The organism is Novosphingobium aquae, from assembly GCF_037572715.1.
Classification (GTDB): Bacteria; Pseudomonadota; Alphaproteobacteria; order Sphingomonadales; family Sphingomonadaceae; genus Novosphingobium; species Novosphingobium aquae.
On record NZ_JBBHJY010000004.1, the window covers coordinates 247,431 to 267,178 of the forward strand.

At 65.4% G+C, this 19,748-nt stretch carries 17 protein-coding genes; 13 read left to right on the top strand and 4 right to left on the bottom strand.

Annotation, left to right across the window (positions count from 1 at the left end; translation table 11 throughout):
- On the top strand, window positions 1-1,260 hold the full coding sequence (locus WG900_RS10375; RefSeq protein WP_339966884.1) for an acyltransferase family protein: 1,260 nt from the start codon (window positions 1-3) through the stop codon (window positions 1,258-1,260).
- Between the two features lie 5 nt (window positions 1,261-1,265).
- Here the strand turns inward: WG900_RS10375 and asnB are convergent, their stop codons facing one another.
- On the bottom strand, window positions 1,266-3,206 hold the full coding sequence (gene asnB / locus WG900_RS10380; RefSeq protein ID WP_339966885.1) for an asparagine synthase (glutamine-hydrolyzing): 1,941 nt from the start codon (window positions 3,204-3,206) through the stop codon (window positions 1,266-1,268).
- Window positions 3,207-3,396: 190 nt separating this feature from the next.
- On the opposite strand from asnB, the gene WG900_RS10385 reads away from it, so the two are divergent.
- The 10 genes from WG900_RS10385 (at window position 3,397) to WG900_RS10430 (ending at window position 15,303) form a co-directional block, all read left to right on the top strand.
- The gene (locus WG900_RS10385) at window positions 3,397-4,359 is read left to right on the top strand and encodes an FkbM family methyltransferase (RefSeq protein ID WP_339966887.1); all 963 of its coding nucleotides are present in this window, start codon (window positions 3,397-3,399) and stop codon (window positions 4,357-4,359) included.
- Window positions 4,356-5,465, top strand: a complete 1,110-nt coding sequence (locus WG900_RS10390; protein WP_339966889.1) for a glycosyltransferase — start codon at window positions 4,356-4,358, stop codon at window positions 5,463-5,465. Before WG900_RS10385 ends, WG900_RS10390 begins: the two co-directional genes overlap by 4 nt.
- On the top strand, window positions 5,462-6,814 hold the full coding sequence (locus tag WG900_RS10395) for an oligosaccharide flippase family protein (RefSeq protein WP_339966890.1): 1,353 nt from the start codon (window positions 5,462-5,464) through the stop codon (window positions 6,812-6,814). The genes WG900_RS10390 and WG900_RS10395 overlap by 4 nt, the downstream gene beginning before the upstream one ends.
- Window positions 6,811-7,389: an acyltransferase gene (locus WG900_RS10400; RefSeq protein WP_339966892.1), complete on the top strand. Its 579-nt coding sequence runs from the start codon at window positions 6,811-6,813 to the stop codon at window positions 7,387-7,389. Before WG900_RS10395 ends, WG900_RS10400 begins: the two co-directional genes overlap by 4 nt.
- An 82-nt stretch (window positions 7,390-7,471) precedes the next feature.
- On the top strand, window positions 7,472-8,500 hold the full coding sequence (locus WG900_RS10405; protein WP_339966894.1) for an EpsG family protein: 1,029 nt from the start codon (window positions 7,472-7,474) through the stop codon (window positions 8,498-8,500).
- 2 nt (window positions 8,501-8,502) lie between these two features.
- A complete protein-coding gene (locus WG900_RS10410; RefSeq protein ID WP_339966895.1) occupies window positions 8,503-9,636 on the top strand; it encodes a glycosyltransferase family 4 protein in 1,134 nt (377 codons plus the stop codon).
- An 89-nt stretch (window positions 9,637-9,725) separates the two neighbouring features.
- Entirely contained in the window at window positions 9,726-10,481 is a 756-nt protein-coding gene (locus WG900_RS10415) for a polysaccharide biosynthesis/export family protein (protein ID WP_339966896.1), read from the top strand.
- Between the two features lie 19 nt (window positions 10,482-10,500).
- A complete protein-coding gene (locus WG900_RS10420; protein WP_339966897.1) occupies window positions 10,501-12,693 on the top strand; it encodes a GumC family protein in 2,193 nt (730 codons plus the stop codon).
- 37 nt (window positions 12,694-12,730) lie between these two features.
- The gene (locus WG900_RS10425) at window positions 12,731-13,936 is read left to right on the top strand and encodes a hypothetical protein (protein WP_339966899.1); all 1,206 of its coding nucleotides are present in this window, start codon (window positions 12,731-12,733) and stop codon (window positions 13,934-13,936) included.
- Window positions 13,933-15,303: an O-antigen ligase family protein gene (locus WG900_RS10430; RefSeq protein WP_339966901.1), complete on the top strand. Its 1,371-nt coding sequence runs from the start codon at window positions 13,933-13,935 to the stop codon at window positions 15,301-15,303. The genes WG900_RS10425 and WG900_RS10430 overlap by 4 nt, the downstream gene beginning before the upstream one ends.
- Window positions 15,304-15,353: 50 nt before the next feature.
- Here the strand turns inward: WG900_RS10430 and fabI are convergent, their stop codons facing one another.
- The 3 genes from fabI to WG900_RS10445 are packed head-to-tail and all read right to left on the bottom strand — an operon-like array spanning window position 15,354 to window position 18,149.
- A complete protein-coding gene (fabI, locus tag WG900_RS10435; protein WP_339966903.1) occupies window positions 15,354-16,157 on the bottom strand; it encodes an enoyl-ACP reductase FabI in 804 nt (267 codons plus the stop codon).
- Window positions 16,154-17,182 carry a YihY/virulence factor BrkB family protein gene (locus WG900_RS10440; RefSeq protein ID WP_339966904.1) on the bottom strand — a complete coding sequence of 343 codons (1,029 nt, stop codon included), beginning with the start codon at window positions 17,180-17,182 and terminating at the stop codon, window positions 16,154-16,156. Before WG900_RS10440 ends, fabI begins: the two co-directional genes overlap by 4 nt.
- Before the next feature lie 19 nt (window positions 17,183-17,201).
- Window positions 17,202-18,149 (bottom strand): DnaJ C-terminal domain-containing protein, encoded by a 948-nt coding sequence (locus WG900_RS10445; protein ID WP_339966905.1) that lies wholly within the window; start codon window positions 18,147-18,149, stop codon window positions 17,202-17,204.
- Between the two features lie 67 nt (window positions 18,150-18,216).
- Here WG900_RS10445 and pdxH point away from each other — a divergent pair, with 67 nt between their 5' ends.
- Window positions 18,217-18,825: a pyridoxamine 5'-phosphate oxidase gene (pdxH, locus tag WG900_RS10450; RefSeq protein ID WP_339966907.1), complete on the top strand. Its 609-nt coding sequence runs from the start codon at window positions 18,217-18,219 to the stop codon at window positions 18,823-18,825.
- Window positions 18,822-19,748 carry a cation diffusion facilitator family transporter gene (locus WG900_RS10455; RefSeq protein ID WP_339966908.1) on the top strand — a complete coding sequence of 309 codons (927 nt, stop codon included), beginning with the start codon at window positions 18,822-18,824 and terminating at the stop codon, window positions 19,746-19,748. The genes pdxH and WG900_RS10455 overlap by 4 nt, the downstream gene beginning before the upstream one ends.

The following is a 19,748-nucleotide window of genomic DNA, read 5'->3' on the forward strand; positions in this document are numbered from 1 at the left end:
ATGATCGACGGGGGGGCAATCGCCGGGGGGCACCAGCAGACCGAACGCAAGGGCGACCTGATCGACCCTTCGCGCTTCCTGCGTGACCTTACCAACCCCGGACTGGTCTCGGCGATTGACCTCATGCGCTGGCTCGCCGCCGCCGTGGTCGTCATCAGCCACGCGCGCTTCCCGCTGGTCAAACCCTATGCCCTGCTTCTACCCGAACAGCGCCCGCTGTGGGTGCAGGGCTGGTATTTCGTCACCGGCTATTACGTCGAGGCGGTGCTGATTTTCTTCGTGCTGTCGGGCTTTCTCGTCGGCGGCATGGGGCTGGCGCGGCTCAAGCAGGGGACGTTCGACGCGCCCGGCTATGCGGTTGACCGGTTCAGCCGGCTCTACACCGCGTTCCTGCCGGCGCTGCTGCTGTCAGTGGTGCTGACATGGATCGGCATGCGCTGGTTTGACGCCACCGGGCTCTATTCAGGCACTCACCCGATTTTCGCCGCATCGGGCACGACGCTGGTCTTTGCCGACAACGCCGGCTGGGGCAACTTCACCGGCAACCTGTTCATGCTGCAGTGGTTCCGCGAGAACCTGTTCGCCGCGCCCTATGGCGCCAACCCGCCGCTTTACACACTGTCGAGCGAGTTCTGGTTCTATGCCGTGTTCGGCCTCCTTGGCGCCGCAGCCAATGCCCGCGCGGGCAAGCGCGTGGTGCTGATCACTCTGGCTGTGACTGCCACGCTGGTGCTTGGCTCGACCTTCTGGGCCTATCTGGGCATGTGGCTGATCGGCGTGGCGGCTGCCGTGATCCGACCGACGCGCCTGCCAATCACAATCCCCGCACTCGGTCTTTTCGGTGCGATCCTGATCCTGCGCCGCTATATCGATGCTGCCGGCATCACCGATGCCCTGTTGCGCAATGCGGTCCTCTACGGCGTATGCATCAGCATGGCGCTGGTCCTGATCGGCCTACGCGGCCGCCGTCTGGCCTGGGCCGAGGCGATGGCCCCGTTCAACAAGGCAATGGCCGACTTTTCCTACAGCCTCTACCTGATCCACTATCCGCTGATGATCCTGTTCGTCGCCATGCTGGGCACGCTGACCGGCGCACCCGGCTTCGCCACGGGCATGGCCCCGGCCGAGCCGCTGGCGCTTGCCGTCTATGCCGGCGTGATCGTGCTTTGCTTCGGCGCGTCGTGGATATTCGCGCAGATCTTCGAACGGCGCACCACCCTGGTGCGCGGATGGCTCAAGCGGCACCTGCTGCGGCGCTAGCGGCCTCAGCCCGCACGCTTCCACGCCTGGAACATCAGTACCGACCACAAAGGCTGGGTCGCATCCTCGCGGCCATCAAGGTGCCGCTGCCAGCGCGCCCGGACCACCTTGACATCGAACAGGCCATCCTCGGCCAGCGCCCTTTCGGACAGCAGATCCTCGGCCCAATCGCGCAAGGGGCCTTTCATCCACACGCCCACCGGAATCGCGAAGCCCGCCTTGGGCCGGTCGATCAGCTCGCGCGGGACATAGCGGTACAGCAGCGTCTTGAGGATCGCCTTGCCGCCGCCATTAGCGAACTTCAGGCTGGGTGAAACCCGCGCCGCCAGCGCCGTGACTTGAGAATCAAGGAAGGGAATCCGCGATTCGAGGCTGACCGCCATGCCCGCGCGGTCCACCTTGCACAGGATGTCGTCGGGCAGGTAGGTCACCGCATCGGCGTGCATCATCCGCACTTCCAGCGGAAGGTGCGAAAGGCGCGGATCGAGCCCGAGGCGCTTCGAACAGGCTGCCCCGCCTGCCAGCGGATTGCCCGATAAGGCCCAGTCATCCATGAAGTTGTCGAACATGTGATCGAAGCTCTGCGCCCGGCCCATCTGGCGCAGCGCGCGGCGGGCATTGTCACCAAACCATGCCGAGCGGCGGCGACGGGCGAGGTCGGACAGCCCGTTCCACACCCCCGGCGGCAGTGCACCCGCAGCCTCAAGCGCGGCACGGCGCAGCGGCCCCGGCACCTTGCCCATCGCGCGCCACAGCCGGGGGAACTGGATGTGGCGGTTGTAGCCGCCGAACAGCTCGTCCCCGGCATCGCCCGACAGCGAAACGGTGACCTGGCTGCGCGCCAGTTTCGAAACGAGATGCGTCGGGATCTGCGACGAGTCGGCAAAAGGCTCGTCGTACATTGCCGGAAGCTGCGGGATCACTTCCAGCGCGTCGGCGGGGCTGACGTAAAGCTCGGTATGATCGGTGCCGAGTGCGGCGGCGACTTTTTTGGCGAAGACCGCCTCGTCAAAGCCGGCTTCGGAAAAGCCGATGGTGAAGGTCTTGATCGGGCGGCTCACGCATTTCTGCGCGATGGCGGTGATCAGCGAGGAATCGATCCCGCCCGACAGGAAATTGCCCACCGGGACGTCAGCCACCAGCTGGCGGCCGACGGCGCGGGTCAGCACACTATCGAGCGCTTCGAGCGCCTCGGCCTCGTCTGTGATCGGATCGGCCGCGCCGGCTATGACCTGATCGGCATAGTCGAACCAGCGGTGCACCACCGGCGGCGCATCCTGCGGGGTGCGGGCCAAGTCTTCGCTTACCCGCAGCAGGCAGCCCGGCGGCAGCTTGAAGACGCGTTCGTGGATCGACAGCGGAGCGGGCACATAGGCACGCGCCATCAGGCCGGCGAGCGCCTCGCGGCTGACCGGATTGGAAAAGCCCGGCGCGGCGCGGATCGGGCCGAGCGTGGAGGCAAAGGCAAAACCCTGCGTGGTCCAGCCATAGTACAGCGGTTTTTCGCCAAAGCGGTCGCGCGCCAGTACCAGTTCGCGGGTCCGGGAATCCCAGACGCCAAGCGCAAACATGCCGTGCGCCTTGTCCAGCGCAGCCTTGATGCCCCACGCGGCGATGGCGGCGATCAGCACTTCGCTGTCCGAATGGCCGCGCCAGTTTGGGGCCTTGCCTTGTGCTTCCAGTTCGGCGCGCAGGTCCTGGAAATTGTAGATCTCGCCGTTGTAGGTCAGCGTGTAGCGCCCGCAGGCCGAAGGCATCGGCTGGTGCCCGGCCTCGGTCAGGTCGATGATCGCAAGGCGGCGATGGGCCAGCCCGACCGCCCCCTTCTCATCCACCCATTCGCCCGAAGAATCCGGCCCGCGCGGAACGATCCGGTCGGTCATGGAGCGCAGGACGTGCGGGGTAATGGCCGTGGACGTGGACAGGAAACCGGCAATGCCGCACATCGAAGAACTGCTCCTGCTGGCAGGCGCAGGGGCACCGGCTCACCTTGTGCGGGGTATGGCACCTGACCTAACGGTTCAACCCAATTGTGGCTTCACTCTGGCCACTGGTGGACCATCCCGGGCCATTTGTGATACATCCCCGGCCCATCCCTCTTGCCCCCTTGGCCCTTGCCCGGTTACGGGGGAGGCAATGAAACAGACGATCAAGCGCTGGCGCGACAATAGCCCACTGATGGAGCCCATGTGCCGCCTGCTGCGTGCGACCGGCATGGTACCGGCTCGCTTGTGGCACCACCTGCCTTTCACCGGCACGGCCGACTTTCTTGTTGCCGGCAACCGGGTGAGAATGAACCATTTCGGAGCAGAAATTGAGAACAGCCTGTTCTGGGCCGGTTTCGGTGCCGACTGGGAAGGCACCACGCTGCTGGCATGGGAACGGTTGGCGATCGGTCAGAACGTGATCTTCGATGTCGGGGCCAATACCGGGCTGTTCGCGGTCGCTGCCAAGGCGGCCAGCCCGCAGGCAAAGGTCCATGCCTTCGAACCGCTCCCCGCGATTGCCGACCGGCTGCGCGCCAATGTTGCCCTCAACGGTTTCGACGTGACGGTCCACGCCGCCGCCGTTTCTGATTCCGATGGCACGGCCGAGATCAAGCTGATGCAGGCCGATCACGAATATTCCGCCAGCTTCGAACATATGGATTGGATGGACACGGCCGAGGCCATATCGGTCGAGGTCCCGTTGATCCGCCTCGCCAGTGTGATCGCGCAAAGTGGCGACCGACCAGACCTGATCAAGATCGACGTTGAACGGCACGAACCGCAGGCACTTCGGGGCCTATGGCCCGCGCTTGTCGATGGCCCGATGCCTGCAATTGTCATCGAGATACTCGACGATGAAAGCGCCGCTGCGGTTGCTGCCGAAGTCTCGGGCAGGGGCTATCGCACTTATGTCATCCGCGAAGGCGTGGGCATCGAGGAGGACACCATCCGCTTCGTTCCCGGCACGATGAACTGGCTGCTGCTGCCCAAAGGCATGAGCGGACCTGCCGGCGAACTGGCCGCGCAGCTCGCCGCCAAGGGCCGTATCAGCCATGCCGAGCTTTCAGGCATGCGGCCCCGAAGTCACAGTCAGCCGCGGAACTCGAATTGACCGATGCGCTGCCTGACGTGGGCGGCAATGCGGGCCATGCGGCTTTCCTCCTGCCAGACATGGGCGGCGGCGGCACCGAGCGGCTGACGGTCGAGCTGGCCAACGGCTTTGCCGCGCGCGGGGCGCGGGTGGACTGCGTGCTGATGCAGGCGCGCGGGGAATTCCTGCCGCTGCTTGATCCGGCGGTGCAGGTAGTGGACCTTGCCGTTCCCCGGCTGCGCCATGTGCCCGGGGCACTGCGGGCCTATCTGAAGCGCGAGACGCCCGATGCCCTGCTCGCGGCGATGTGGCCGCTTACCAGCGTGGCGGCACTGGCGACACGCGGGCTGGCCAAGCGCCCGCGCCTGCTGCTCTCGGACCATTGCCCGCTGCTGGAACAATATGCCCGCCCGCTGCGCACCAACCTGTCGCTGCGCCTCACCGCGCCGCTGACCTATCGCGCTGCGGACGGGGTGATCGCGGTGTCGCAAGGCCTCGCCCGCGAGATGGAACAACTGGCGCATTTGCCGCAAGGCAGCGTGCAGACGATCCCCAACCCCGTGCCAAAGCCCGCTTCGTCGCGGTGGGGCGCGCACGTCTGGGACGACATGGCGCGCCCGCACATCCTTGCCGTGGGCAAACTCAAGGCGGAAAAGAATTTCGCGCTGCTCATCCGCGCCTTTGCCCGCTTGGCGGCGGACAGACCCGGCACGCTGGCCATTGTCGGCGAGGGGCAGGAACGCCCCGCGCTTGAGGCGTTGATTCGCGAACTCGGGCTTGAAGAACGGGTCAGGCTTCCGGGTTTCAGCGCAACCCCCGGTGACTGGTATCTCGGCGCAGATCTCTTCGTCCTGTCGAGCGACTTCGAAGGCTTCGGCAATGTCATGGTCGAGGCGATGCATTACGGTTTGCCGGTCGTTGCCACCGATTGTCCGCATGGACCTGGCGAAGCCTTGGGGCAGGGGCGCTGGGGCACGCTGGTGCCGATCAACGATCCCGTGGCGCTGGAAAAGGCCATGACAGAGGCGCTCGCGGCAACCGGCAAACCAATCCACCAGCGCGCGCGCGCCGGATCGTTCTCGGCCAAAGCTGCGGTCGATGCCTATTGGCAGGCGATGTTTCCTTGAGCGCCGCAAAGCCCTCTCCCGTCCGGCATTTCCTGCGCTCGTCGGGCGTCATGGCGCTGCTTTATGGCGGCTCGGTCGGGCTGACGTTCCTCGTCGGCGTGCTGCTCGCGCAGTTGCTCGGTGCGTCGGGCTACGGTGTCTATGCGCTGGCGATGACCACCGCGACTCTGGCCGGGATCGCCACCGAATTCGGCCTGCCGGTGCTGGCCATGCGCGAAACCGGAACGGCGCGGGCAAGCGGCGACTGGTCGGGGCTGAAAGGCCTGCTCGGCTGGGCGGACCGGGCGATTGCCGTGCTGTCGGTAGTGCTGGCGCTGGGCACCTGGGCGGGGGTGTGGATCTTCGCGGCGCAGGGTGCATCGGCCTATCTGGCAACGCTGCTGTGGGCCGTGGCGCTGGTGCCCTTCGTCGCCGTGGGCAAGCTGCGCAGCTTCGTTCTGCTGGCGCTCGACCATACTTTTGCCAGCCAGTTCCCGGTGATGATCCTGCGGCCGCTGCTGTTCCTGCTCGGCTGCGGCGCGCTGTGGTGGATCGGCGGCAGACTGGCCGCTTGGCAGGCGATGGCGGCGCAAGTCTTTGGCGCAGCTGTGGCGATGGTCATCGTCGTGTGGCTGTTCCGCCGCGTCCGCCCTGCCGAGCTCGCTGCGGCAAAGCCCGTGCGGCAAGTGCGCCATTGGCTGTCCGCCTGCCTGCCGATGGGTCTGACCGAAGGCCTGCGCCTGCTGCAAGGCCAGCTCGCCCTGCTGCTCACCGGCGCGCTCGCCGGGACCGCGCAGGCGGGCATATACCGCGTGGCCGACGCCGTGGCGCAGATCACCGCACTGGTCGCCTCGGTGGTCGGCACGGCGGCAACACCGATGTTCGCGCGGCTGTGGCGCGAGGGCGATCGGCGGGCGCTGCAACGCGTGGCGGCGGCCTCGGCCTGGGCGATGATCGGCGGAGCGCTGCTCATCGGTGCGCCGATCGTGCTGCTGGGTGACTGGTTATTCCCGCGCCTGTTCGGAGCGGACTTCGCCGCCTCGGTTCCGGTCTTCGCGGTCCTATGGTGCGGCAGTTTGGCCACGGCAGTGTTCGGACTGACGCTGGCGGTGGCCAACATGACCGGCGAGCACATGCTCTCAACCCGCGCCTTCGGGCTGATCGCGGCGGTCAACCTTGCCGCCGGGTTCTGGGCAGTGAGCCATTACGGCGCGATGGGTGCGGCGGCGGCTTCGGCGCTTGGCTCCTTCGTCGGAGCGGCCTATTGCGCGGCAATGCTCCACCGGCGTACCGGTATCAATTCAACCGCATTTAACCGCGCGCTGCTGCCGGCAGGCCGGGGCGACACGGCAAAGGGGGAAGGGGCATGATCCTGCGCAAGGGCTTCGCACTGCTGCGCCGCGTGCGCCTCGCCCTGCGCAGCGCCGCGATGCGCGCTTACTTCCGCGCTGCCTATCCGGGCGTTTCCTGCGCTGCTTCGGCAAGGTTCGGACCGCGCGCCCGGGTGCGCGCTTTCGCTGGCGGAAGCGTTGAAATCGGCGCGAACTGCTTTATCCATGACGACGTGCTGATGATCGCCGAGGGCGGCCTTCTGCGGCTGGAGGCGGGCACCCATGTCGGGCGCGGATCGGTGATCGCCTGTAAGTCCGCGATCACCATCGGTGCCGGTACACAGATCGCCGAGCACGTCACAATCCGCGACCACGACCACAATTGGCAAGGCGATGCACCGCTGGCCGCACAGGGTTTTGCCACCGCGCCGATTAGAATCGGACACGATGTCTGGCTGGCGGCCAAGGTGACCGTGACCAAGGGCGTGACCATCGCGCCGCAATTGGTCGTCGGGGCAAATTCGGTGGTCACTCGCTCGCTCGATACGCTCGGAGCCTATGCCGGCGCGCCGGCGCGGCTGCTGTCAGCGCCGACCGATATGGGAAATCGCTGAGCTTGCAGCTGCGCCTTTCGTCTAGTACCCGGTCGAACGACAAATGCTGTTTTACTGGCTCCTCCTTGCATTTCCGGCGCTGATGGCGCTGGCTTATCCGGTCGGAGCGCCGCGCGGATCGCTGCGCGGCGGGCAGATCTTCGCGCTCGGCCTGTTCGTCCTGCTCTACACCTCGCTCGGTGCCTTCCGGTATGAAACCGGCGGCGACTGGATGACCTATGACGAGATGTTCGAGGACATTCGCGTCGACACCCTTGCCTATGCGATGACGCGGACTGACCCGCTTTACGGCTTTTTCAACTGGTTTTCGGCCCAGCTTGGCACCGGCATCTATCTGGTCAACGGCGCCTGCTGCCTGGTGCTGGTTTACGGCGTGGTGCGCGTGGCCTCCTCGTTCCGCGAGCCATGGCTGGCGGTGTTGATTGCGGTTCCCTACCTGTTGATCGTCGTCGGATTCGGCTATGTCCGGCAAGGCGCGGCCATTGGCATGATGCTGCTGGCAATCGCCTCGATGGACCGGTCAAACCCGATACGAACTTTGGTCTATCTGGCCATTGCGGTGGGCTTCCACTCGACCGCGGCGCTGACCATTCCGCTGTTCGTTTTTGGCATGGCCCCGCGCAACAAGCTGCTGGCGACGGCGGCGGGCGTGGTCGGCGCACTCGCTTTCGTCTTCGTGCTCGCCCCGCGCCTTAACACGTTCGAGCTCGGCTATCTGGAGGCGGAATACGATTCGAGCGGCGCGGCGGCGCGTCTGGTGATGAGCCTGGTGCCCAGCGCGCTGATCGTGCTGCGCTGGCGGCAATTCATCGCCGGGGCCAAGGTGCGGCCGGTCTGGCTGATGTTGGCCTTGGCCAATTTCATCGCGGTCGTGGCACTGGTGCTCAGCCCGTCTTCGACCGCAGTTGACCGTATCGCGCTGTTCTTCTCGGTGATCCAGATGGCCGCTTTCGGAGAATTCCGTGCACTGGCCGGCGTGTCGGACCGGATGGCGCAGCTGGTCCGCCTGATCCTGATCGGCGTGGCCGTTGCGGTGCAGAGCGTTTGGCTGATCTTTGGCACCCACGCGATCTTCTGGGTGCCCTACCAGTCCGTCTTCGAGAATTTCTGATCGTGACTCGTTTGATTGCCGTCTGCGCCAATCAGGCGTGGAACCTCGTCAATTTCCGTGCCGGACTGATCCGGGCGCTAATCGCACAGGGCTTTTCCATCGTGGCGATTGCCCCGCCCGATGCCGAGATGGAGCGCCGGCTGGCCGAAATGGGCTGCAGCTTCGAACCGGTGGAAATCGATTCGGCGGGCCTTTCCCCGCTGCGCGATTTTGCCACCTTCCTGGCCTTTCGCCGCGCCATCGCGCGCCACAAGCCGGCGGCGTGGTTGTCATGGACGATCAAGCCAAACGTCTATGGCTCGCTCGCCGCGCGGCTGGCGGGGGTACCGGCTTTTCCCAACGTTTCTGGACTAGGCACAGCGTTCATCCGACAGGGTCTGCTCACGCAGATCGCCAAGCGGCTTTATCGCACCGGCTTTGCCCGGGCGCACCGCGTGTTTTTCCAGAACACCGATGACCGCGACCTGTTCGTGGCACTCGGCATGGTCCGCGCCGGGCAGACGGCGCTGCTGCCGGGTTCGGGGATCGATGCCAATCACTGGGCACCGGCGAGCGACGCGCGCCCCGGTCCCAACCGCTTCCTGATGATAGCCCGCGTCGTGGCGGACAAGGGCGTGCGCGAATATGCCGAGGCAGCAAAGGCCGTCCGCGCCCGCTTTCCTGACGCGCGGTTCGCGCTGATGGGCCCGCTCGATGTCGCCAACCGCACCGCGATTGCGCGGGATGAAGTGGAGCGCTGGCAGAATGAAGGCGCGATCGAATACCTGCCGCCCGCGGACGATGTGCGCCCCGCCGTCAACGCGGCGGACTGGATCGTGCTGCCTTCATACCGCGAAGGCCTGTCGCGCGTGCTGCTCGAAGCGGCGGCCATGGCGCGGCCGATTGTCACCACCGACGTGCCGGGGTGCCGCGATGTCGTGACCGACGGGGTCAACGGTTTCCTGTGCGAAGCGCGCGATGCCGCCTCGCTCACCGCCGCGCTGGAACGGGCTGCGGCCTGTGACGATGAGCGCTGGCGGATCATGGGGCAGGCCGGGCGGGAGCGGGTCAGGGCCGAGTTTTCGCAGGAACGGGTTACGCAGATCTACATGGAAGCCTTGGAATTCGCCGGAATTGTGCCTCCGGTTCCGACATAACAGGCTGTCCCAATCCCTTTGCAATTATCCCTTCATGCCCTAGAAACGTGCCCGGATTAACAGTTATGATGACGTTGAGGAGGCTAGGCTTGGGCGACCGGTTGCAGAGAACTGCCGGAACTTCGCATGTTGGCGAAGTCCTTTGGAGCGCATGGCAGGTCCCGGCACGTCTGGTGCTGGTTCTGGCCCTCGCGCTGATTCTCGCTGGCTGCAACAGCCGCGGCGGCAAGATCCCTTACGATCCTGCGGGCTTCGGCGCGCCGGATCGTGCCGAACTGGGCACGGAAGCCTATGACGTGCCGCTCGGCCCGCTCGACGTGATCCGCGTCAGCGTGTTCCGCGTGCCTGATCTTTCGGCCGACTATCAGGTCGATGCTTTCGGCAACCTCGACCTGCCGCTGGTCGGCAAGTTCTCGGTGCGTGACCAGAGCCCGGACCAGCTTTCGACCCTGCTTGAGCAGAAGTACGGTGCCAAATACCTGCAGAACCCGGAAATCACCGTGCGTGTGGTCAATACCAACCGCACCAGCGTGACGGTCGAAGGCGCGGTTAATGCGCCGGGCATCTATGCCCTGCCGGGCCGCACCAGCCTGCTGGGCGCAATCGCTCTCGCACGCGGCATCAACAGCAATGACGGCAATGCCAAGCGCGTGGCGATCTTCCGCAAGCGTGAAGGCAAGACGCAGGCGGCGGCCTTCGACATCACTTCGATCCGGCGCGGCGAAATGGCTGATCCGATCGTCTATCCGGGCGATACCATCGTGGTCGACAGTTCGAGCCTGCGCTCGCTCTACCGCGATCTGATTCAGGCGATTCCACTGATCGCCATCTTCAGCAATCTCTAGAAACGGGAATCGGCAAGACATGAATTCCCAGACGATGAGCGCAGGCAATGCGCCCCAATCCACCCCGTTGGAAACGCCGGTTCAGGCCCATGGCTTCGAACTGGGTGATGTGCTGCGCATCCTTTCGGAACAGCGCAAGATCATCTTCGGTGCGGGCGTTCTCGGCCTGATCCTAGGGATCGTCGCCAGTCTGCTGATGACCCCGATGTACCGCTCGACCGCGCTGCTCGAGATCAACAACCAGACGAATGACATGCTCGTCGACGCCGGCCGCAAGTCGCCGCAGACCCAGCAGCGCCTTGCCAGCCAGGAACTCGTAGCCACCCAGATCGGCCTGCTGCGCAGCGAAAAGCTGGCGCGCCGCGTGGTTGAGGATCTTAACCTCGCCTCGCTGCCGGACTATGGCGGCGATTCCGGTACGCGGGAAGCTCGCACCAAGCGCGCAACCGGCGTGCTCATGCGCGGCACGACGGTCGAACCGGTCAAGAACAGCCTGCTGATTCAGGTCAGCCAGACTGCCAAGGACCCAGCGATGGCCGCGACGATCGCCAACGGTCTTGCCAACGGCTTCATCGCCTCCAGCCTTGAACGCCGCTTCGATTCCTCATCCTATGCGCGCAAGTTCCTGTCCGACCAGCTCGAACGGACCAAGGCTTCGCTTGAAGATTCAGAGCGCAAGCTCAACGCCTATTCGATGAATTCGGGCGTGTTCCGCACCCAGTCGATCACGGTTGAGGGCAAGACTTCGGAAGGCGCCACGTTGGCCCAGTCGGACCTTGGCCTGCTCAACGAAGCGCTCAATGTGGCTCGGGTTCGCCGGATCACGGCGGAGAACGCCTATAAGAGCGCTTCGGTCGATTTCTCCGGCGATCAGGCCGCAGCGGTCGGCCCGCTGGTCGCGCAGCGCTCGGAACTGCAGGCGCAGTACGACGAGAAATCAAAGGTCTTCAAGGCGGACTATCCCGCCATGCGCGAACTGCAGGCGCGTATCGCCCGCGTGGATGCTAACATCAATGCGGAACGCGGCCGCACCTCGGGCAACCGCCGCGCCGAACTTCAGGGCGAATATCAGGCCGCCGTCCGCGCCGAAGCGCAGTTAGCCTCGCGTGTTGCTTCGGCCAAGGGGGAAGTCCAGGGCGAGCGCGGCCGCTCGATCGAATACAACATCCTTCAGCGCGAGGCGGATACCAACCGCGCGCTCTATGATGCCCTGCTGCAGCGCTACAAGGAAATCGGCGTTGCCGGCGGCGTCGGCCAGAGCAACGTCTCGGTCGTCGATCCGGCGGGCGCACCCAGCGGCCCCTACAGCCCGCGCATGGCTTACAACGCGCTGGCCGGGCTGCTGCTCGGCTTCGGCGTCGGCGTAGCGCTCGCCTTCGCGGTTCACCTGCTGTTCGATGCCATCATCGATCCGGCCGATGTCCGCAACAAGCTGCACCTGCCGGTGCTTGGCGTGATCCCGATGGATACCGAGGACCGCACACTGATGGAGGCGCTGGCCGATCGCAAGTCGGACATTTCCGAGGCCTATTACTCGGTCCGTACCGCGCTCAAGTTCTCGACCTCGAAGGGTGCGCCGCGAACGCTGCTGGTCACCTCGACACGGCCAGGCGAAGGCAAGTCGACCTCGGCTTTCGCCATTGCCAGCTCGATGGCGCGGCTTGGCACCAAGGTGCTGCTGATCGACGCCGACTTGCGCAAGCCGACCTTCGTGTCGAGCCGATCGGACGGCTATGGCCTCGCGCACCTGCTTGGCACCGAAGAGCCGCTGGCTGCCTATGTCGAGAGTACACAGGCCGAAAATCTCAGCCTGCTGCCGGTCGGACGTTTCGTCGGTTCGGCAGCGGAATTGCTGTCGTCGAACCGCCTGCCGGCGATTATCGCCGAAGCGCGCGACGCATTTGAGATGGTAGTGATCGACGGTCCGCCGGTGCTCGGCTTGACTGACGCCCCGCTGCTCGGCTCGACTGCCGAGGCGACCGCGATTGTCATCGAAAGCCGCGCCTCGCGAACCGGCAACGTGGCCGAAATGGTCCGCCGCCTCGCCGAAGCCGGCGCGCGCATTTCGGGCGTGATCCTCACCAAGGTTACCCAGGGCAATGCCGCCTATGGCTACAGCTACTATTCCTACAGCTACGGCACGGACGGAGTCGGCGGCAAGGTGTCCTCCGATCCCGCCCGCGCACTCGACCTGAACAAGGCCGAGAGCTGAGCGGACTGGCGCTGAACGGACAGGCAGGGCAAGCTTCATGCGTATTGAACGGGATTCCGAAACCGGGTCACACCAGGTACTGAAGGCGTTGGCGGCGGGTGTCGCCGTCGCTGCCCTCGCGATTGTCGCCCATGTCGGGCGCATCGCGGAATCGTCGGTGGCCGGCGCGGTGCCGGCGCTGGGCGCTTTCGGGCCGGGCAAGATGGGGCAATTGCGCGCGATGCAGCTTGATCAGACCGGCGCGGTTCCGGCGGGCGCGGCCGAACTTGGCCGCGAAGCCCTCGCCAAGGCGCCGTTGGCCTACGAACCCTTCATGGCTGTCGCGGCTTCCGGTTTCCGTGAAAAGGCCGCCATCGGCACCGCCGCTGACGCCAAGCTGCTGACCGAGGCGCTGCGCCGCAATCCCCGCTCGCGTGAGGCGCGCTATTTCCTGATGCGCCATGCGCTTGGCAGCGGCGACCTCAATGGCGCGGTGGGCCATATTGCCGTGCTCAACCGGCTGACCAACGGCGTCACCGACCAGCTGATGCCTGGCCTTGGGGCGGCGATCCGCAGCGAGAAGCAGGTTGACGAAGCCGTCACCGCGCTGGCGCCGCATCCCGAACTGCTCGAGCCCTTCCTCAAGGGCTTTTCGGCCAAGGCTAAGCCGGCGGCACTGTCGACCCGGTTGGTCCAGCGCCTGCCGCGCAGCAGCTTTGCCAATCCCGCCGTGCGCCGGCAGGCAATCCGCCTGCTGATCTCGGCCCAGGCGTTCACTCAGGCACGCGGCCTGTGGGGCGCGGGCGCGGCAAGCAGCGGCCTGATCCACAGCCCTGACTTCTCCGATACCAAGGCCCCGCCACCATTCAACTGGGACCTGCGCGCCGATGCGACCGGCGCCGCGGAACGCGATCCCGCCGGCGGTCTGGCGATCGATTATTTCGGCCGGACGCCCGGTCCGCTGGTGTCACAGCTGCTGACGCTGGCCCCCGGCACTTACAAGGCGCGACTCGATTATCGCACGACCGGCGGCACGCCCGGTGCGCTCGGGGTGCAGATGACCTGCGCTGGCAAGGACCTGCGGGTGTTCGACCAACCGCTGACCGGAGCCGCCGGTGTCAGCCAGGCGCTCGTGGTCACCTTCACCGTGCCGCAGGGCTGCCCCGGCCAGCAGCTTGCCATCGCCGGCCGCATGCAGGAAAGCCGCGATTCGCAGCAGGCGCTGGTGCAAAAGCTTGATGTCACCACGGGAGCAGCGAAATGAGCCTTGCGACCCGCGCCAATGCCACCCTGGCCTATCTCGTGCTCGTGCTCCTGCTGGGGGGGGCAAGCGCCGCCAGCCCTGTGGGCAATGTCTTCCTGCAGTTACTTGGCGCGGGGTTGATCGGCTGGGCCCTGCTCGATCGCAGCGCCGAGGGCGGCATGCACACCGGTCTGCGCAAGTTCGGAATCGCGCTTGCCGTGCTGATGGCGGTGCAATTCGTGCCCCTGCCGCCAAGCCTGTGGCAGCACCTGCCCGGGCGCGACACGGTCTATAACGGCTTCGTGCTGATTGGCGCGCCCGCGCCGTGGCTGACGCTGTCGCTGAATCCGTGGCACTCGCTGGCAAGCTTCGCCTGGTGGATTCCCGCCGCTGCGTTGTTCCTGTCGATGCGGACGAGCGGCGCACCGCTCAATCGCCACGTCATCGGCGTCGTGACGGCGGTGGCGGCATTGTCGGTCGTGTTCGGCGGCCTGCAGACGACTGCCGGCGCGTTCTATTTCTATGAAATCACCAATATCGGCGAAGGTCCGGGCTTCTTCTCGAACAGCAATCATCAGGGCAGCTTCCTGCTTTGCGCGCTGGCGCTGTGGGGCTGCTGGGCCATCGGCGAAATGCGCGGAGGTGCCCTTGGGGGCAAGGCGCTCGAAACCTCGCGCGCGCTCCATTCGGGGGTCGCGCTGCTGCTCGTGGTCGGCGTCGTGGTGTCGGGTTCGCTGGCCTGCCAGCTTCTGCTGATCCCGGTGCTTGCCTCGCTGGCGCTGGTGCTGAGGCCGGACCTGCGCGTGCCGTTGATCCTCGTTCTGTTCGGCGGTCTGCTGGTGCTAGGCGGCATCGGGGCCTTCCTGCTCTACGGTCCGGCGGAAAACGACCTGCTGGTCAAAGGCACGGTTCCCGGCATAAGCCGTCAGGAATTCCTCGTCACGGGTCTCAAGATCCTTGGCGATTTCGCTCCGTTCGGCAGCGGCAGCGGCACCTTTGTCGAACTGTACCGCTGGTATGAAGACCCGGCGCAGGTCAGCACCACTTTCGTGAACCACGCACACGACGACCTGCTTGAACTGCTGATCGAGACCGGCGTTTTCGGCCTTGCCGCGCTAGCGCTGTTCCTGATCTGGTTCTTGCCCCGCGCTTGGAACTTGTGGGCCGGTCCGCGTCGGAATGTCGTGCCGCTGGCTGCCAGCATGATCATCACCACCGAGCTGCTGCACAGCCTGGTCGACTATCCGCTGCGCACCGCGGCGATGAGCAGCATTGCGGCAATCGCCTGCGTGCTGATGGTCCGTCCGGCCGATCCGGCGCGCAGCCGCTCACGCCGGGGCCACCGCCCGCGCACGGGCGAATCCTCGCTCGAGATGATGCAGATCTGACGGCTTTGACCGGGTGCGCCGTCAAGCAGCGCCCGGTTTTAGGCCTCAGATCAGACCAGAGCGATGTCGGGTGCGTCTTCGCGCTTCATTCCGATGACATTGTAGCCGGCGTCGACATGGTGAATCTCGCCGGTCACGCCCGATGCGAGGTCCGACAGCAGGTAGAGGCCCGCCCCGCCGACATCCTCGATCGTCACGTTGCGTCCCAGTGGCGCGTTGAATTCGTTCCACTTGAGGATCAGGTTGAAATCGCCAATCCCGGAAGCCGCCAGCGTGCGGATCGGCCCGGCCGAGATCGCGTTGACGCGGATATTGTCACGGCCAAGGTCGGCGGCGAGATACTTGACGCTGGTTTCCAGCGCGGACTTGGCAACGCCCATGACGTTGTAGTGCGGCACGACCTTTTCGGCGCCGTAATAGGTCAGCGTCAGTATCGATCCGCCATCCGTCATCATCGCCGCAGCGCGCTGGGTCACGGCGGTGAAGCTGTAGACCGAGATGTTCATCGTGTTCAGGAAGTTGTCGAGGCTGGTGTCCGAATAGCGTCCGCGCAGCTCGTTCTTGTCCGACGCACCGATGGCATGAACCACGAAGTCGATCGTCGGCCAGCGCGCGGCGAGCGTCGCAAAGGCGCTGTCAAGCTGTGCCATGTCACCAACGTCGCATTCGAACACGAAATCACTGCCCAGCTGTTCGGCGAGTGGCCGGCAGCGCTTTTCGATTGCAGCATTGGGGTAGGTAAAGGCCAACTCTGCGCCGTGTTCGCGCAGCTTCTGGGCAATCCCCCAGGCCAGCGACTTGTCATTCGCCAGGCCCATGATCAGCCCGCGTTTGCCTTGCATCAATCCGCTCATGTTTGGCCTTCCCCGCCTTCGCTCTGCTTTCGGCGCCACCCGGGTGAGGACTTGCGCTCGATTAGGTTCCGTTCTTCCGGACTTTCGGCCAATGCGGCGTTGAGTTCGGCTCCAACGACGAGTCCTAGGCCAACAAGCCAGAAAAAGAAAAGGGCGATCATGATCCCGGCAAGGCTGCCATAGGTCAGATCGTAGTGGAAAAGCGACCGAAGGACCCACGGCAGCATGATCGATACACCCGTCCACCACAGCGTGACGAACAGCGCGCCCGGCCATTTCGGAAAGCGGCTGCCGCGATAATGCGACGGTGTCAGCCAGACGAAGATCAGGAACAGCGAGGCATAGAGCACCAGCCCCGGCACGATCCGGCCCAGCGCTATGTCGGTCAGAAGGCTGGAAGCGCGGGGGAACCAGGTTTCGACGATCTGCGCCGCCGCGCCCAGCGCCACCTGCGCCAGCAGCGAGAACATCAGCGCGATCACCGCCGCCATGATGATCGCGGTCGAAATCAGCCGGTATCGCCAGAAGGCCTGCGTTGCCTCGGTGCCATAGGCGCGGCGCAGCACGTCGCGGATGGTCTCGACCAGGCTGCCCACGGTCCAAAGGCCGACAAGGCCGCCGATCCACAGCAGCGATCCGTGGCGCAGCTCGATCACGTCATAGGCCACCGGCGCAAGGCTGTGGGCGACGACGGGCGGCAGGCCGGCGAGAAAGGCGCTGACCGAAGCGATGCGCTCGTCAGGCTCGCCGATGGCGGAATAGACGGCGGTGACGGTTATGAAGAAAGGGAACAGCGCAACGATGGTCGTATAGGCAAGGTTGCCGGCATGGATGAAGCCGTCGTTCCACGCTCCGGTCCAGACGCGGGTGAACACGCGGTGCAGGCGCGATCCCTTGCCGAATTGCTGGTCGATCCTACCGGCGAGCTCGTCGCGCCAGTGTTCCGCGCGCAGGCGGCGTGCTTCCGGCGAAAGGTCGGGAACGTGCGCAGGCAAGCCCGGTTCGTCGACCTCGTGTTCTTCCACCTGTCAGACGCCCAGCACTTTAGACACCAAGCCGCCCGCGCGGATTGCGCGTGTCGCGCCAGCCATCGAGGCGGCGCTTCAGCTCTTCGTCATCGCCGGGCAGTTCGATCTCCAACGTGACGAGCTGGTCGCCGTTGGTGCCGTCCTTCTTTGACATGCCCTTGCCTTTGAGCCGCAGCACCTTGCCTGAACTTGAACCCGGAGCGACGGTCAGCATTACTGCGCCATCGGCTGTGGGCACCTTGACCTTGGCGCCGTTGACCGCCTCATCCAGCGTGATCGGCAGGTCGAGCCGCAAGTTGTCGCCGTCGCGCTTGAACCAAGGGTGGCTGTCGATGACGATGGTGACGATGGCATCGCCGTTGCCCCCCGCGCCAGGTTCGCCCTTGCCGGCGAGGCGCATCTGGGTGCCGTCCTCGACCCCGGCGGGCAGCTTGAGGTCGATGGTCTTGCCATCGGACAGCGTGATGCGCTGGGCCGCGCGGGTGGCGGCATCAGTCAGGCTGACTTTCAATCGGTAACTGACATTGGCCCCTTTGGCCGGAGGACGCCGCGCGCCGCCGCCAAAGCCGCCGCCGGGCCTGCCGCCGCCACGGCTTCCGCCGCCGCCGAACAGGCCGTCGAACAGGTCGGACAAGTCGATGCCATCCGCGCCGCCGCCGGAAAATCCGCCGCCGCCAAATGGATTACCGCCGCCGCCACCGCCGCCATAGCCCCCGCCCATTCCCGCGAACGGGTTGGCGGGATTGCCGTCGCCATCGATCTCGCCCCGGTCGAACTGCGCGCGCTTGGTGGCGTCGGACAGCAGGTCATAGGCGTTGGTCACCTCGCTGAAGCGCTCGGCCGCCTTGGGATTGTCGGTATTACGGTCGGGGTGAAGTTCCTTGGCCAGCTTGCGGTATGCGGACTTGATGTCCTTCTCGCTCGCATTGCGTGCCACGCCTAGGATCGCGTAAGGGTCTGCCATAAGCCCCTAGCTAGGGTGAGGCGGGCCATCCGGCAAGCCACCGTGAAATCAGCTGAAGGCAAACCCAATGTCGAACGAAGCCGATGCGATCGTCAGCGAGGACCCTTTCGCCCTGTTCGACGAATGGTTCGCGCTGGCCGTCAAGAAGGAACTCAACGATCCCGAAGCGGTTGCAGTGGCCACGGCAACGCCCAGTGCCGCGCCTTCTGTGCGCATGGTGCTGATGAAGGAACGCGATTCGACCGGCTTTTTGTTCTATACCAATGCGCAGAGCCGCAAGGGGTGCGAACTGCTGGCGAATCCGCAGGGGGCCATGCTCTTCCACTGGAAGTCGCTGCGCCGCCAGATCCGTATCGAAGGAGCGATCGAACAAGTGAGCGACGAGCAGGCAGATGCCTATTTCGCCAGCCGCGCGCGCGATTCGCAGATCGGCGCACTGGCCAGCGACCAATCACGCCCGCTACCTTCGCGCGCCACGTTTCTGGGCCGGATTGCCAAGATCGGCGCGAAGTATCTTGGGCGCGAGATTCCCCGTCCGGCGCACTGGACCGGTTTCCGGCTGGTGCCGCACGCCATGGAATTCTGGATGGACCGTCCCTTCCGCCTGCACGAACGCCGCCACTTCGTCCGCAATCCGGCGAATGGCGCCTGGACCAGCGAGCTGCTTTACCCATGACCACGCCTGATAATTCCGCTGCGCTCAACCGCAGCGCCGCCTTCGCCTCGATCACCGTCGCGCTGCTGCTGGTCGGGCTGAAGGCCTGGGCGGCATGGTCGACCGGGTCGACTGCGATGCTCGGCAGCCTTGCTGATACCGTGCTGGACCTGATCGCCTCGGTGGCAACGCTTGCCGGGGTCTGGGTCGCGGCCCAGCCGGCGGACAAGCATCACCGCTTCGGCCACGGCAAGGCCGAGGCTCTGGCCGCGCTGTTCCAGATCGTGCTGATCTCGATCTCGGCGCTGACCCTCGCTTTCCGGGCCATCGAACAGTTCTTCGCCGGCGCGCGCACCGAAGCGGCCGGAGATGGCATCCTCGTCTCGGTGATCGCCATGGCGGCCACGCTCGGCTTGCTTGCCTGGCAGCGCCACGTGATCCGCAAGACCAACAGCCTCGCGATCAGCACCGACCATGTCCATTACCAGTCCGACCTGCTGCTCAACCTCGCGGTGATAGGTGCGCTGGCGCTGGACCAGTATGCCGGCATTTCCGGTTCGGACCCCTTGTTCGGCCTCGCCATCGCGCTGTGGCTCGGCTGGGGGGCATGGCGCGCCTCACAGGAAGCGATCACTCAGCTGATGGACCGCGAATGGCCCGAGGATAAGCGCAAGCGGTTCATCCAGGTCATGGCCCGTCACCCCGAATTGCGCGGCGTGCATGACCTGCGCACGCGCACGTCGGGCAATCAGGATTTCGTCCAGTTCCACGTCTGGGTCGATCCGGACATGACCATCCAGCAGGCCCACCGCGTGATGGACGAGATCGAGATCAAGCTGCTCGCCGAATTTCCCGGCGTGGAAATCCTGATCCATCCCGATCCTGAAGGCCATGTCGATACGGGCATCGGCGCGAAGGACCTCATGCCTCCGGTGGGCGCCTGA